The organism is Asticcacaulis aquaticus (assembly GCF_028550415.1).
GTDB classification, from domain to species: Bacteria; Pseudomonadota; Alphaproteobacteria; order Caulobacterales; family Caulobacteraceae; genus Asticcacaulis; species Asticcacaulis aquaticus.
This window is the reverse complement of the sequence record NZ_JAQQKX010000001.1, coordinates 203115-216591: the sequence shown is the minus strand read 5'-3', so window position 1 is coordinate 216591 and position 13477 is coordinate 203115. Positions and strand designations below refer to the sequence as shown.

General features: G+C 60.2%; 13 protein-coding genes. 10 read left to right on the top strand and 3 right to left on the bottom strand.

From position 1 onward, the window contains the following. Both trpE and PQU92_RS01015 read right to left on the bottom strand, forming a co-directional pair. A complete protein-coding gene (gene trpE / locus PQU92_RS01020; protein WP_272746355.1) occupies positions 1-1527 on the bottom strand; it encodes an anthranilate synthase component I in 1527 nt (508 codons plus the stop codon). Continuing rightward, positions 1527-3461, bottom strand: a complete 1935-nt coding sequence (locus PQU92_RS01015; protein WP_272746354.1) for a peptidylprolyl isomerase — start codon at positions 3459-3461, stop codon at positions 1527-1529. Before PQU92_RS01015 ends, trpE begins: the two co-directional genes overlap by 1 nt. A 212-nt stretch (positions 3462-3673) precedes the next feature. On the opposite strand from PQU92_RS01015, the gene tpiA reads away from it, so the two are divergent. From tpiA to PQU92_RS00985, 6 genes are all read left to right on the top strand, one after another. Further along, positions 3674-4420, top strand: a complete 747-nt coding sequence (gene tpiA, locus PQU92_RS01010) for a triose-phosphate isomerase (protein ID WP_272746353.1) — start codon at positions 3674-3676, stop codon at positions 4418-4420. A gap of 163 nt (positions 4421-4583) precedes the next feature. Continuing rightward, complete coding sequence (gene secG, locus PQU92_RS01005) at positions 4584-5132, top strand: preprotein translocase subunit SecG (RefSeq protein WP_272746352.1); 549 nt, start codon at positions 4584-4586, stop codon at positions 5130-5132. A 146-nt stretch (positions 5133-5278) separates the two neighbouring features. Continuing rightward, a complete protein-coding gene (gene pyrG / locus PQU92_RS01000) occupies positions 5279-6913 on the top strand; it encodes a CTP synthase (protein WP_272746731.1) in 1635 nt (544 codons plus the stop codon). A 28-nt stretch (positions 6914-6941) separates the two neighbouring features. After that, positions 6942-7979 (top strand): hypothetical protein, encoded by a 1038-nt coding sequence (locus tag PQU92_RS00995; protein WP_272746351.1) that lies wholly within the window; start codon positions 6942-6944, stop codon positions 7977-7979. 140 nt (positions 7980-8119) lie between these two features. Continuing rightward, positions 8120-8503, top strand: a complete 384-nt coding sequence (locus PQU92_RS00990; RefSeq protein WP_272746350.1) for a hypothetical protein — start codon at positions 8120-8122, stop codon at positions 8501-8503. 125 nt (positions 8504-8628) lie between these two features. Continuing rightward, the gene (locus PQU92_RS00985) at positions 8629-9009 is read left to right on the top strand and encodes a RidA family protein (RefSeq protein ID WP_272746349.1); all 381 of its coding nucleotides are present in this window, start codon (positions 8629-8631) and stop codon (positions 9007-9009) included. Between the two features lie 93 nt (positions 9010-9102). Here PQU92_RS00985 and PQU92_RS00980 read toward each other — a convergent pair whose 3' ends face one another. Further along, a complete protein-coding gene (locus tag PQU92_RS00980) occupies positions 9103-9705 on the bottom strand; it encodes a YMGG-like glycine zipper-containing protein (RefSeq protein ID WP_272746348.1) in 603 nt (200 codons plus the stop codon). A 300-nt stretch (positions 9706-10005) separates the two neighbouring features. Here PQU92_RS00980 and rpmF point away from each other — a divergent pair, with 300 nt between their 5' ends. From rpmF to pdhA, 4 genes are all read left to right on the top strand, one after another. Then, positions 10006-10188, top strand: a complete 183-nt coding sequence (gene rpmF, locus PQU92_RS00975; protein WP_023463253.1) for a 50S ribosomal protein L32 — start codon at positions 10006-10008, stop codon at positions 10186-10188. 220 nt (positions 10189-10408) lie between these two features. After that, positions 10409-11686, top strand: a complete 1278-nt coding sequence (gene eno / locus PQU92_RS00970; protein ID WP_272746347.1) for a phosphopyruvate hydratase — start codon at positions 10409-10411, stop codon at positions 11684-11686. 199 nt (positions 11687-11885) lie between these two features. Then, positions 11886-12200 (top strand): FtsB family cell division protein, encoded by a 315-nt coding sequence (locus PQU92_RS00965; protein WP_031231177.1) that lies wholly within the window; start codon positions 11886-11888, stop codon positions 12198-12200. Between the two features lie 257 nt (positions 12201-12457). Then, positions 12458-13474, top strand: coding sequence for a pyruvate dehydrogenase (acetyl-transferring) E1 component subunit alpha (gene pdhA, locus PQU92_RS00960; RefSeq protein WP_272746346.1), 1017 nt, complete (start codon positions 12458-12460; stop codon positions 13472-13474). Positions 13475-13477 lie beyond the last annotated feature (3 nt).

Genomic DNA, 13477 nt, shown 5'->3' with positions numbered 1-13477 from the left:
TTAGTTGCCTTGTTTGTAACGCCAGGCTTCGGAGGCCGCCTTGATCAGGGCCGAGGCCTTGTGGACGGTTTCGTTATATTCGCTGATCGGTACGCTGTCGGCGACGACGCCGGCACCGGCCTGCACATAAATCGTCTCGTCCTTGAACAGGGCCGTGCGCAGAACGATACAGATATCGACCGCACCCGATCCCGAAATATAGCCGACGCCCCCCGCATAACCGAGGCCGCGTTTCACCGATTCGAGTTCGTCGATGATCTCCATCGCCCGCACCTTGGGCGCGCCCGACAATGTCCCGGCGGGCAGGGCCGCCAGCAGGGCATCGACCGGATCGAGGTCGTCCGGGGCATCGCCTTCGACGTTCGAGACGATATGCATGACGTGGCTGTAGCGCTCGATATAGAACTTCTCGGTGACGCGGACGCTGGCCGGTTTGGCGACACGGCCGACGTCGTTACGGCCCAGATCGAGCAGCATCAAATGTTCCGAAAGCTCCTTCGGATCGGCCAGCAGTTCGTCTTCGAGCGCCTTGTCTTCCGCCGGGGTCGCGCCGCGCGGACGGGTGCCGGCAATCGGACGGATGGTCAGCTTGCCGTCGCGGACGCGGACCAGAATCTCGGGCGATGATCCGGCCAGCTGGAAATTGCCGAAATCGAGATAAAAGAGGTACGGCGACGGGTTCTGACGGCGCAGCGAGCGGTAGAAGGCGAACGGGTCGAGATCGAACGGCGCTTCGAAACGGTGTGACGGCACGACCTGAAAGATGTCGCCCGCGGCAATATATTCCTTGGCCTTTTCCACCATCGCGCCGTAATGCTCGGCCGAGGTCGGCGAGACCAGCGCGGGTTGATGGCGCTCGACCGCGATAGGCTTGGGCGGCAGGGGCAGGCGCAGGTCTTCCTCGACCTTGTCGAGGCGCGACAGGGCGGCGGTATAGGCGGTTTGCGCGTTAAGACCCGCCTCTGGCCACACCGTCGTGGTCAGCAGAATCTCGTGCTTCACATTGTCGAAGACGCAGATGACCGACGGGCGGACAACGACGGCGTCGGGCAGGTTCAGCGGGTCGGGATTGGCTTCGCCCAGAGGCTCCGACAGACGGATCAGGTCATAGCCGAACACCCCGAACAGGCCCGACGCCATGGGCGGCAGATCGGCGGGGATATCGAGGCGGTTGGCGTTCGACAGGGCGCGCAGCGAATCGAGGCTGGCCGCGTCTTCGGTGACATAGAGCCCCTTGGCGATGGCGGCTTCCCCACGGGCGATTTCGGCGCGGTCGCCGAAGCAGCGCCATACGACGTCGGGCCGCAGGGTCAGGATCGAATAGCGCCCGGCCAGTGCCCCGCCTTCGACCGATTCGAACAGAAACGCATAGGGCCGCTGACGCGCCAGTTTCAGATAGGCCGAAACCGGCGTTTCCAGATCGTCGGTCAGGCGGCGCGAAATGATGGTCGGCTGACCGGCATCGTAGCGGGCGGCGAACCCGCTTTCGCTGTTATAACCGCTGGCGGCGACGTCGGGCAGGCTCATCATTGGGCCGCCTTGCCGGCATTGGCCTGATCCGCCTCGGCGGCCTTGGCCACTTCCTTCGGATCGAGGCCCAGCGCCTTAACGGCGGTCTGCGGATAGGTCTTGGTCTTGAGCGTGGCGCGGGCGCCCTTGCGGGTGCCGGTGCTGATGTCCTCGAACAGGCCGTAGGTCAGGCCCTGAGCGGTCATGACCGCGGCCTGATTGACGATCGCGGCGTCGCCATTATGGATGGCGGTAACCTTGCCGACCACGACCACGGCCTCGGCGGGGCGCGACTGGAACACTTCACCGGCCTTCGCCGAGAAGACGCGACCGGCGATTTCCGGCCCGACGGCCTGCTGGGCCGACTGACGCTGCAGGCCCGGCTTGGCCTCGACCTTGGCCTTCATCGCGGCGGCGACGGCCTCAAGGCTTTCGCCCTTGCGCAGACGGGCCACGGCCTCGTCACCCTTGGCGACGACGCGGTCCATGACGGTCTTGGCCTTCCAGGCCTGAATCAGTTGCGGCTTGACCTTGTCCAGCGTCGGGACTTCCGACGGGATGATGTCGTTGACGCGGATGGCGTAATATTCGCCGTTGCCCAGTTCGGTAACCTCGGTCTCGCCGCCCTTGGGCTGCTCGAACGCGGTCTTGAGGATCTGCGGGAATTGCGCGAAGGACTGACCGTTGATCATCTGGCCCTGCGCGGTCATCGGCGGCAGCTCGATCACCTTGACGCCCAGCTTCTGGGCGGTAGCGACGAAGTCGGCCCCGGCGGCGCGTTCCTTTTCGAACGCTTCGGACGCCTTGTAGGCCAGATCCTTGGCCTTGTCGGTCTTGTAGTCGACCTCAAGGGTCGGGCGCACAGCCTCGTAACCCGGCACCGAACCGGCAGTGATGCGCGAGACCCTGACGACGGCCAGACCGAGATCGCCCTGAATGACGCCCGAGGTTTCGCCTTCCTTGAGGGCGAAGGCGGCGTCGGCGACCTTGCGGTCCGGCACGGCGGTCTTCGGCTTGTTCTCGAAGGTCAGCAGCGTCCCCTTGTGGGCCTTGGCCAGAAGCGCCGGGTCGGCGCCGCTGTTGAGGCCGGTAATGACGTTCTGCGCTTCCTTCTGGTCCGGGACGGTGATCTGGACGAAGGCGCGGGTTTCCGGCGTCGACAGGGTGTCGCGGCGGAATTCGTAGAGCTTCTTCAGTTCGGCCTCGTCGACCACGACCTTGGCGGCGAAATCGCCCGGCGCGAAGGAAGCCAGGACGAACTGACGCAGCTCCGGACGGCGCAGCTTTTCCTTGTTGTCGTTATAGAACTTGGTCAGGTCGGCATCCGACGGATCGCCCGGCTGCTCGACGCCGTCCGGCGTCAGAACCAGGAAGCTGGCGTCGCGGCTTTCCACGCGGAAAGCGCTTTGCATGGCGGCGTAGATGCGCGGCGGCTTGAGACCGGCCACGGCGGATTCGACGAACTGGCGGTTGGCGATGTCGTCGGCGATGATCTGCTCGAACTTGGTTTCGGTCAGGTTCTGCTGGGCCAGGGTCTGCTGATACTTGGTCTTGTCGAACTTGCCGGTCACCGAATCGAAGAAAGCGGAATATTTGCCGATCTGGTCGCTCACCACCTTGGCCGAGGGGCGCACGCCGATCTTGTACAGCCACGCCGAAACCGAATCGAGGTCGGCCAGCTCTTCGAGGATGCGGACGTGCAGGCCTTCCTTGACGGCAAGCTCATAGGTGATCGGCTGACCGCCGCGTTGTTCCATGTCGGCCTTGTAATTGTCGAAGGAGCGCTTGTAATCCGCCGCTGCCGTCTTGCGCGACCCGGCCACGATCACGTCGTTGGAGGTGGCCGCGGTGAAGACGTCCTTCATGCCGAAGACGGCAAAACTCAGGATCAGCGCCACCATCAGGATTTTGAAGACGATGGACTTGGTGAAGTCGCGGAAGCTGCTGATCATAAAAAATCGACCCTGGAAACGGAAAGGAGGCTCTGCCGCCGTCCCCGTTCGTAGCGGGGCAGGGCGCGGCCACATATAATTTAGCAACTAGGGCCGGATCAAGGCTGTTACAATAGGAATCTATTTGTTTACGGGTTTTTTCTTGGCGGGCGGCGGCGCGTTGGTTACAGATAAAATCATCATTCGTAAAAAATAAGACATAAGAATTTATAATGCCTCATATACCGCTTATTGCCGGCAACTGGAAAATGCACGGCCTGTCACAGGCCGTGTCCGAAGCTCTGGCTATCGATGCCGCTGCCCGTCAGTCTTCCGCCCGTATCGCGCTTTTTCCACCCGCCACCCTGCTGCACCGTCTGTCGCAGGCCCTCGCCGAGGCGGGCAGTTCCATAATTACCGGCGGACAGGACTGCCATTGCGAAGCCGACGGGGCCTTTACGGGTGACGTTTCGGCCGAGATGCTGAAAGATGCGGGCGCCGGTATGGTCATACTGGGCCATTCCGAGCGCCGTCACGGCCACGGCGAACCCTGTGCGCTGGTCGCCAAAAAGGTGCTCGGCGCATTGCGCGTCGGGCTCGAACCGGTCATCTGCATCGGCGAAACCCTCGAAGAACGTCTGGCGGGCGAGACCCACGCCGTCCTGAACCGGCAATTGCGCGCCAGCCTGCCGGAGGAACTGACCGGGCAGGTGTTCCATGTGGCCTACGAACCGGTCTGGGCCATCGGCACCGGCCACATCCCGACCGACGAACAGGTCGTCGACGCCATGGTGCTGGTCAAGTCCTATCTCGAAGAGCGGTTCCACGGTCAGGTGACGCCGCACGTCCTGTACGGCGGGTCGGTCAAGCCGGACAATGCCGCGCATCTTCTGACGCTCGATGGCGTCGGCGGGCTTCTGGTTGGTGGTGCCTCGCTCAAGGCCGCGGATTTCAACCGGATCATTGCGGCGGCCGGGTAATCGGGCCATACAATCGGGAGAGCGAATCCCGGAATTGACCGTCAAACCTTGAATTGACTATGGCAAAAGCCCATTCTTGATGCTAAGGGCGTCCGCTTACGCCATTCCTGCGCGTTTCCGATCCGTCGGAAACGGCGCGCGACACCTATAAAGTCCGGAACTTATGCTGTTTATCATCCTGCTGACCGTCCAAATCATCATCGGCATCGTCCTTGTCGGCCTGATCCTGGTTCAGCGCTCCGAAGGCGGCGCGCTGGGCATGGGCGGCGGCCCGTCGGGTTTCATGTCGGCGCGCGGCGCGGGTAACTTCCTGACCAAGGCCACCTCGATTCTGGCCGTCCTGTTCTTCGCCAACTGCATCGGCCTGACCATCGTCAGCAATTTCGACCGCGCGGGCACTTCGGTCGTCGACAAGGTTGGCGCCGATAACCTCAAGCTGGACGAATCGCAGGCGTCCGCCGCCGCCAACGCCCAGCCGGAAGCCAGCCAGTCGAGCAGCGCCTCGGTGGCCCCGTCGCTGACGGATCTCCCGGCGCCGACCAATGCCGCGCCGTCCCTGGGCAACCTGGGCAGCAATCCGGGCGCGTCGTCGGCTGCGGCCTCTTCGTCCTCGTCTTCGGTGGCGAAACCCGCCACCAAGCCCGCGCCGAAGCCGGTGGCCAAGGCCCCGGCCAGCGCCTCGGCCTCTTCCTCGGAAGCGGCGTCGCAATAAGCGGTCGCGACTTTAAAACTTAAAAACGAAAGAACGGCTCACAGACTCATTTGTGAGCCGCTCTTTTTGAATGTATAGGCTAAGGGCTCGCCGGTGCGATGCCCGAAACTAAAGGCTTTTTCGACATGCCCACGGTAAACAAGGATATGGCGCGCTTTGTATTTATTACGGGGGGCGTGGTGTCCTCGCTGGGCAAGGGGCTTGCCTCGGCCGCGCTGGGTGCGCTGCTTCAGGCGCGCGGCTACAAGGTCCGCCTGCGCAAGCTCGATCCCTATCTGAACGTCGATCCGGGTACGATGAGCCCCTATCAGCACGGCGAAGTCTTCGTCACCGACGACGGCGCCGAAACCGACCTCGACCTCGGCCACTATGAGCGCTTCACGGCGGTCAATGCGCGCAAGTCGGACAACATCACCACCGGGCGCATCTATTCCAATATCATCGAAAAAGAACGTCGCGGCGACTATCTGGGCGCTACCGTTCAAGTCATTCCGCACGTCACCGACCAGATCAAGAGCTTCGTCCTTTCGGATCAGGGCGACGCCGACTTCATCCTGGTCGAAATCGGCGGCACGGTCGGCGATATCGAAGGCCTGCCGTTCTTCGAGGCGATTCGCCAGCTGGGGCAGGAACTGCCGCGCCGTCAGGTCTGCTTCATCCACCTGACGCTTCTGCCGTTCGTCAAGACGGCGGGCGAGATGAAGACCAAGCCGACCCAGCACTCGGTCAAGGAGCTGCGCTCGATCGGCATTCAGCCCGATATCCTGCTGTGCCGCTCCGAATACGAAATCCCGCGTGAGGAACGCCGCAAAATCGGCCTGTTCTGTAATGTGCGCGAATCGGCGGTCATTCAGGCGCTCGATTCGGAAAACATCTACGCCGTGCCGATCGACTACCACAAGGAAGGCCTCGATACCGAGGTGCTGAATGTCTTCGGCATCGAGGACGCGCCGGAACCGGAGCTGGCCCTGTGGGAAGACATTACGGGCCGCTATTCGCGCCCGGACGGCGAGGTCTCGATCGCCGTCGTCGGCAAATATACCGTGTTGAAAGACGCCTATAAGTCGTTGATCGAAGCCATTTATCACGGTGGCATGGCCAATCGCGTCAAGGTCAATATCGACTGGGTCGAGGCCGAAACCTTCGAGGACGAGCCGGACATGGTCCGTCAACGCCTTGAAAACGTCCATGCGATTCTCGTCCCCGGTGGCTTCGGCGAACGCGGCGCAGAAGGCAAGATCGCCGCGGCCAAATTCGCCCGCGAAAACGCCATTCCCTATTTCGGCATCTGTTTCGGGATGCAGATGGCCGTCGTCGAGGCCGCGCGCCATCAGGCGGGCATCGCCAAGGCGACGTCGTCGGAATTCGGGGAGGGCGGTGAGCACATCGTCGGCCTGATGACCGAATGGCTGAACGGCAATGAGCTGAATCAGCGCGCGGCGGGCGGAAACCTGGGCGGCACCATGCGTCTGGGGGCTTTCAACGCCGCGCTGACGCCGGGGTCGAAAGTGGCGGGAATCTATGGCGAAACGGCCATTTCCGAGCGCCACCGCCATCGCTACGAAGTCAACCGCGACTATATTCCACAACTGGAAGCTTGTGGCCTGAAATTCTCGGGCATGTCGCCGGACGGTCTGCTGCCGGAAATCGTCGAGCGCGACGACCATCCGTGGTTCGTCGGTGTGCAGTATCACCCGGAATACAAGTCCCGTCCGATGCAGCCGCACCCGCTGTTCAAGAGCTTTATCGCCGCCGCTCTGGAGCGCAGCCGTCTGGTGTAACCAAGCTCAGGGGGGGGGGAGAGGAAGTATGTCGACGCTAAAACAGTTACTTCCCCCGGAACTTGTGCTGTGTCTTAATCGGATCGCCGATCAGTTGGATGATGGGCGAGTCGATCGGTATGATCTCGCCACGGCGTTGACACTTATGGATGTCTTGCCGATCAAGAATTTTGAACGTCTTCGTCGTGACATAAATTCGGAGGCGCGCCTTTGGTCATGGCGGCAAAGGCCTCGACAGAAACCGTGGTATCGGTTTTGGGGTGTGCCCTCAGAGTTTAGTTTGCTGAGTAAGTATCCTGATCTGGCGTGGTTGTTTTTGTTTCATAGCGATGGCTTCCTGCGAGAGGCAGCGTTGAAGAGGATTGCCCAGCCTCGCCACAGCGCGTTTTTTATTGCTATTCTTGCCCGCCGACTCAACGACTGGGTTGGGCCGGTCAGATTGACCGCACGGTTTTGCGCAGGTCGCATTTTCCCTTTGCTCAAAGCGGAGGATATTGCCGAGGCCGCAACGGGCTTTGCTGAGGAAATGCTGACCTGGGGTCGGCAGGCCGATTTAAGCGATCTCGAAAATTTGCTCAACCGAAGCGACGTAGTTGCGGCTTTGGCCGCCAGAATCAAATCTGCCGGTGACGGCCGCGCCGCGCGATTGCTCAGAGCGATTGTCCGCCGGTCCGGTTTTGATTCTCAATTACCGGATATTGCTCTAAAGGCCGCTCAACCCAGTGTACGGGCTATGGCTTTGGGCTGGCTTATTGACCGGCGGATATTCTGGCCCGATTGGTCGGCCCCTATGCAAAAGCGATGGATCGACAAGTCGTCAGGTTTGTATCGTCTGATTCACCTACGCTGTGAGCGCGTGATCGACACAGATATGTCTGCTGAAAGCCTTATCGCGTCCGGACTTTCGGATCGTTCCGTAATGGTTAGAAAAACCGCAATGTGGTCGTTTCTCGATCGCAAAGAGGTGTGGGCGACGCATCCTGAAATCCTCAACTTGATGGAAAAAGACTCACATTCTTCATTGCGCGAAGCCGCTGCGTACATTCGGAATAATGCCTTTACGTAAAAATGCTGCGTCGCAGCGCAATTCTCACATATTGTTGCAGTGCAACCTTTTTGATTGCCGCGCATCGCGTCATTGGTTAAATTGATAGCGCTGTCATAACGAGGGCAGCGCTTCTTAAACCAACTATGTGAGTGTGTGATATGACCAAGATGAAACTGATCAGCGCCGTGGCCGTTATCGCCGGCGCCCTGACCGCCGGGTCGGCCCTGGCGGAGTGTACCGATGCGCAGACCGTCGCGCTCGGCAAGGCCGCGGCCAAGCTGGCCGCCGCCGAAGCGTCCAAGGACGCCAGCATCCAGAAGGATCGTCTGGTGAAGGTCTATGATTGTGAAGTCGAAGCGGGCGCCACCAGCGCCGAGTTCGCCTATGCCTACGTCAGCAACAACACCCTCAAGACGGTCTATGGCCGTATCGAGACGACGGACGGCAAGGTCACGGACTTCGCCATGGAGAAGTTCTCCACCGTGGCGACGCGTGAAGATACCTACGAAGAGACCAAGTACGGTTCGTTCCCCCTCAACTAATCTGTTCTCCGGTATCCGGAAAAGGGTTTCGGCCTTTTTCCGGATATTGGTTTATTCCCGTTGATTTTAAGGGGCAGCGGAGGCATAGGCAGCGCATTCTTTTTGACTTTCAAAGGTATGCCGCCATGCGTCAGCTCATTTCTTCCGGGTCCCCCTTCGAGCCCGAAATCGGTTTTTCGCGCGCCGTGCGCGTAGGTAATCGCATCGAAGTGTCGGGCACGGCCCCGATTCGCGACGGCAAGGTCGCTGGCACAGATGCCTATACCCAGACCCGCGCCGCGCTGGAAATCATCATCGCTGCGGTCGAGCAGGCAGGTGGCAAGGCGTCCGACATCATTCGCACCCGCATTTTCCTGACCGACATGTCGCTGTGGAAGGACGCCGCGCGCGCCCATGGCGAACTGTTCGGCGAGATTCGCCCGGCGTCGAGTTTCTTAGGCACCTCGGCCCTGATCAATCCGGAATGGCTGGTCGAAATCGAAGCTTCGGCCCAGATTGAGGCATAAGAAAAAAGCCCCGGAGTTTCCTCCGGGGCTTTGCTCTATCAAGCGCATCCCAAAAAGTGTGCCGCGGTTTTTGGCTAAGATGCGCGCCCTTAGTCAGTGGCGGTCGCGATAGTCGCGGCGATCATCCCGACGATCCCTGCGGTCGTCATAGCGGTCGCGCCGGTCGTCGCGGCGGTCATAACGATAATCCCGGCGGTCATCGCGCGAATCATACCGCTCATAACGGACATTGCCGCGATAATAATAGGAGGGCGGGGCCGGGTAGTAACGCGGGCCGTAATAGCGGTCACGATAGACGCTGTAGCTGCCGTAGCTGGGGCGGCTGGAATAATAGACGACCGAATAGCCGCTCGGCGGGGGCGGGGGATCGTAATAGCCGCTTCGTTCATAGGAATAGTAGCGGTCTTCGTAGCAACTGACGCTCGAATTGCCGACTGCGCTGCCCAGGACTGCGCCCAGCGCCGCACCGGCGATGGTGTTGCCGCCTCGATCATAACGATGCGAACTGGAATTGCCGATGGCCGCCCCGGCGATGGCGCCGACCACCATGCCGGTCGTCGTGGCGTTCGATTTGCGCTGATAGCAATAGCCGTCATAGCCTTGTGCCGACGCCAGGGACGGCACGGCCAGCGCGACGGCAAACCCCGCGCCTATCAAAACTTTGGGCATGAACTTAGTAAAAGACAACGTTTTCATGGAAATACCCTGTAGGCCCATCACGGGATAATCCCGCAAAAGAAAGTCCTTAGCGTCCATTAAGGCTTTTCAACCTGAACAGTGTCTGAATGGATTGGGGCTGAATTGCGTCGTGAAAATAAGCGGTATATAAAGTGTAGTAACTTTATTGGCGAAAAGCCTGTGAAAGCCCTTGATCCGTACGCGGTCTTGAGGCATAAGGCGCGCCTTCTGATCGGGTTCTGCCCGCTCATCCCCTGTTATACGCTTGAAGGCTTGGGTTAAAGCTTATCGAGCCTCACTTGTAAAAGAGAGACGGAAATGGCCGTACCTAAGCGGAAAGTATCCCCCTCGCGTCGCAACATGCGTCGCTCGCACCACGCGCTCGGCGCGAACTCCTACGTGGAAGACAAGGACACTGGCGAGCTGCGCCGTCCGCACCACGTCGACCTGAAGACCGGCATCTATAAGGGCCGTCAGGTTTTGACGCCGAAAAAGGACTAATAAGCGATATGTCGAAAAGTGGGAACCGGTTTTCGACGACAATATCGCGGTACTAAAAGGTTTCCTTAGAACCGAACACATGAAAACGCGGCTTCTGCAAAGAGGCCGCGTTTTTGTTTGGGCATTCAGGTGATTCGTTTCCCGGTAACGTGCTTGCGTGAGGAAGTGCGGCTTGCTAAGGCAAACCTGCCTTTTTCCCAAGCTAAGCAGGAAGCGCCCTATGTCCGAAATTATCGATATCGTCGCCCGTGAAATCCTCGATTCGCGCGGTAACCCGACCGTCGAGGTCGATGTGACCCTCGAAGACGGTGCGTTCGGTCGCGCCGCCGTGCCGTCGGGCGCGTCCACCGGGGCTCACGAAGCCGTCGAAAAGCGCGATGGCGACAAGTCGCGCTATCTGGGCAAGGGCGTCCGTCAGGCCGTCGACGCCGTCAACGGCGAAATCTTCGAAGCGCTTAACGGTTTCGACGCCCGCGACCAGCGCCGCATCGACCAGACTCTGATCAATCTCGACGGCACCGAAAACAAGGGCCGCCTCGGCGCCAACGCCATCCTCGGCGTGTCGCTGGCCGTGGCCAAGGCCGCAGCCGCCTCGGTCGGCCTGCCGCTTTATAAGTATGTCGGCGGCCTGTCGTCGCGCGTCCTGCCCGTGCCGCTGATGAACATCATCAATGGCGGTGCCCACGCCGACAACCCCATCGACATTCAGGAATTCATGATCGTCCCGGCGGGTGCCGAGTCCTTCTCCGAAGCCCTGCGCATGGGCGCTGAAATCTTCCATTCGCTCAAGGCCGCGCTTAAGGCCGCCGGGCACAACACCAATGTCGGCGACGAGGGCGGCTTCGCCCCGAACCTGTCGTCTGCCGAAGTGGCCCTGCAATTCATCGTCGATGCCGGTGCCGCCGCGGGCTACAAGGCCGGTGAGGACTTCTGGCTGGCGCTCGACGTCGCCTCGACCGAGTTCTTCAAGGACGACAAGTACCATCTGGAAGGCGAGGGCAAGACCCTGACGCCGGCCGAGATGGTGGATTACCTCGCTGACCTCGCCGACAAGTTCCCGATCTGCTCGATCGAAGACGGCATGTCGGAAGACGATTTCGAAGGCTGGGCGCTGCTCACCGAGCGTCTGGGCGACCGTCTGCAGCTGGTCGGCGACGACCTGTTCGTGACCAACCCGGATCGTCTGGAAACCGGCATCGTCGAAGGTCTGGCCAACTCGATCCTCGTCAAGGTCAACCAGATCGGCACGCTGTCCGAGACCATGGACGCCGTCGATATGGCCCACCGCGCGGGCTATACCTCGGTCATGTCACACCGTTCGGGTGAAACCGAAGACTCGATCATCGCCGACCTGTCGGTGGCGCTCAACTGCGGCCAGATCAAAACCGGCTCGCTGGCCCGCTCGGACCGGCTGGCCAAGTACAACCAGCTCCTGCGCATCGAATCGCAACTGGACGACGAAGCGGTCTATGCCGGCCTGTCGGTGATCCGCAGCTAATAACGTCCGTAACTACCGTTCCCACATGGTGGAACAGTTTTTACACAAACGCCAAAAAGAGCGGCACAGGCTTCCTGTGCCGCTCTCGTTTTATGATAAATTCTTTCTGTACAAGTGACATATCCGGTAACAGTTTGTTAAACCCAAACGGGCAAAACTGAGGCTGAAAAGTGTTTCCCGTCCAGAAAGGGCGCAAGACGTGATACAGAAATTGAGGCCGTATTTGCCTACCGCGATCATCGCTATATTTCTCACCTATTGCAGCGTTCAGTATCTGACGGGCGACAAAGGTTTCTTTTCGCAGGAAACGCGTCAGGTCGAGCTGGCGGAAAAGCAGGCGCAGCTGCAAAAGCTGTCGGCCGAGCGCAAAGATCTTGAAGCACGCGCCCGTTATTTGCGCACAGACAACCTATCCAAGGAATTACTTGAAGAGCGTGCCCGTGTACTGCTGGGCCTCAACGCGCCCAACGAATACGTCATCCGCGATCAAAATCCCTCATCACATAATTCGTGAGCCCCAAAGGGGACTTTACGTAAGCACGCGCTTCTCCTAAGAGGGATGCCGACACGCGCGTGTCGTTGTGCTTAAACCGTTGCATTTTCCCGTCTTTGACGTAAGCGGCAATTATGCGGTCGGGTCAAAAACACAGTTTTCAAGCGCGTATTTAAGGCGAGCGGTCTCTTATTCGGACCGGACTTTTTGATTTGCCGTCTTTGGACCTGCGCACCGCCGGTCTTAAAGACGTGAATATTTAGCCTAGGGAGGTTTTTATGGCGCGTGCCGCCAAGACCAACGACTCCGGAGCCAAGGGTTCCGCACTCCGCAACGTCTCCAAAGACGAACTCCTCAAATATTACCGTGAAATGGTTCTGATCCGCCGCTTCGAAGAGCGCGCCGGTCAGCTGTACGGCATGGGTCTGATCGGGGGCTTCTGCCACCTGTATATCGGTCAGGAAGCCGTCGCCGTCGGCATGGAAGCCGCGTCTATCGATGGCGATCAGGTCATCACCGGTTACCGCGACCACGGCCATATGCTGGCCGCGGGCATGGACCCCAAGGCCGTTATGGCCGAGCTGACCGGCCGCGCCGGCGGTTCGTCCAAGGGCAAGGGCGGCTCGATGCACATGTTCGACATCGAAACCGGTTTCTTCGGCGGTCACGGCATCGTCGGCGCGCAGGTGTCGCTGGGTACGGGTCTGGCCTTCGCCGACTTCTACAAGGGCAATGGCAATGTCTCCTTCACCTATTTCGGTGACGGTGCCGCCAACCAGGGTCAGGTTTACGAAAGCTTCAACATGGCGCAGCTGTGGAAGCTGCCGGTCGTGTACGTGATCGAAAACAACGAATACGCCATGGGCACGTCGCTGGCGCGCGCCTCGGCCACGACCAACCTGTCGCAGCGTGGTGCCTCGTTCGGCATCCCCGGCGAAACCGTCGACGGCATGGACGTGTTCGCTGTCAAGGAAGCCGCCGAACGCGCCGCCGAATACGCCCGTTCGGGCAAGGGCCCCTACATCCTTGAAATGAAGACCTATCGCTATCGCGGCCACTCGATGTCCGACCCGGCGAAGTACCGTTCCAAGGAAGAGGTCGACGAGGTCAAGACGACCCGCGATCCGATCGACCACATCAAGACGATGCTGGAGCAGGCGGGCGTCGAAGAGGCCGAAATCAAGGCCATCGACAATGAGATCAAGGCGATCGTTCTGGAGGCCGTCGAGTTCGCTCAGACCAGCCCCGAACCCGATCCGTCCGAACTGTACACCGACGTTTATCTCGAGGCATAATCT

Coding starts and splice junctions, on each gene's coding strand:
- trpE (WP_272746355.1), bottom strand. CDS start 1,527: ATGAGCCTGCCCGACGTCGCCGCCAGCGGTTATAACAGCGAAAGCGGG.
- PQU92_RS01015 (WP_272746354.1), bottom strand. CDS start 3,461: ATGATCAGCAGCTTCCGCGACTTCACCAAGTCCATCGTCTTCAAAATC.
- tpiA (WP_272746353.1), top strand. CDS start 3,674: ATGCCTCATATACCGCTTATTGCCGGCAACTGGAAAATGCACGGCCTG.
- secG (WP_272746352.1), top strand. CDS start 4,584: ATGCTGTTTATCATCCTGCTGACCGTCCAAATCATCATCGGCATCGTC.
- pyrG (WP_272746731.1), top strand. CDS start 5,279: ATGGCGCGCTTTGTATTTATTACGGGGGGCGTGGTGTCCTCGCTGGGC.
- PQU92_RS00995 (WP_272746351.1), top strand. CDS start 6,942: ATGTCGACGCTAAAACAGTTACTTCCCCCGGAACTTGTGCTGTGTCTT.
- PQU92_RS00990 (WP_272746350.1), top strand. CDS start 8,120: ATGACCAAGATGAAACTGATCAGCGCCGTGGCCGTTATCGCCGGCGCC.
- PQU92_RS00985 (WP_272746349.1), top strand. CDS start 8,629: ATGCGTCAGCTCATTTCTTCCGGGTCCCCCTTCGAGCCCGAAATCGGT.
- PQU92_RS00980 (WP_272746348.1), bottom strand. CDS start 9,705: ATGAAAACGTTGTCTTTTACTAAGTTCATGCCCAAAGTTTTGATAGGC.
- rpmF (WP_023463253.1), top strand. CDS start 10,006: ATGGCCGTACCTAAGCGGAAAGTATCCCCCTCGCGTCGCAACATGCGT.
- eno (WP_272746347.1), top strand. CDS start 10,409: ATGTCCGAAATTATCGATATCGTCGCCCGTGAAATCCTCGATTCGCGC.
- pdhA (WP_272746346.1), top strand. CDS start 12,458: ATGGCGCGTGCCGCCAAGACCAACGACTCCGGAGCCAAGGGTTCCGCA.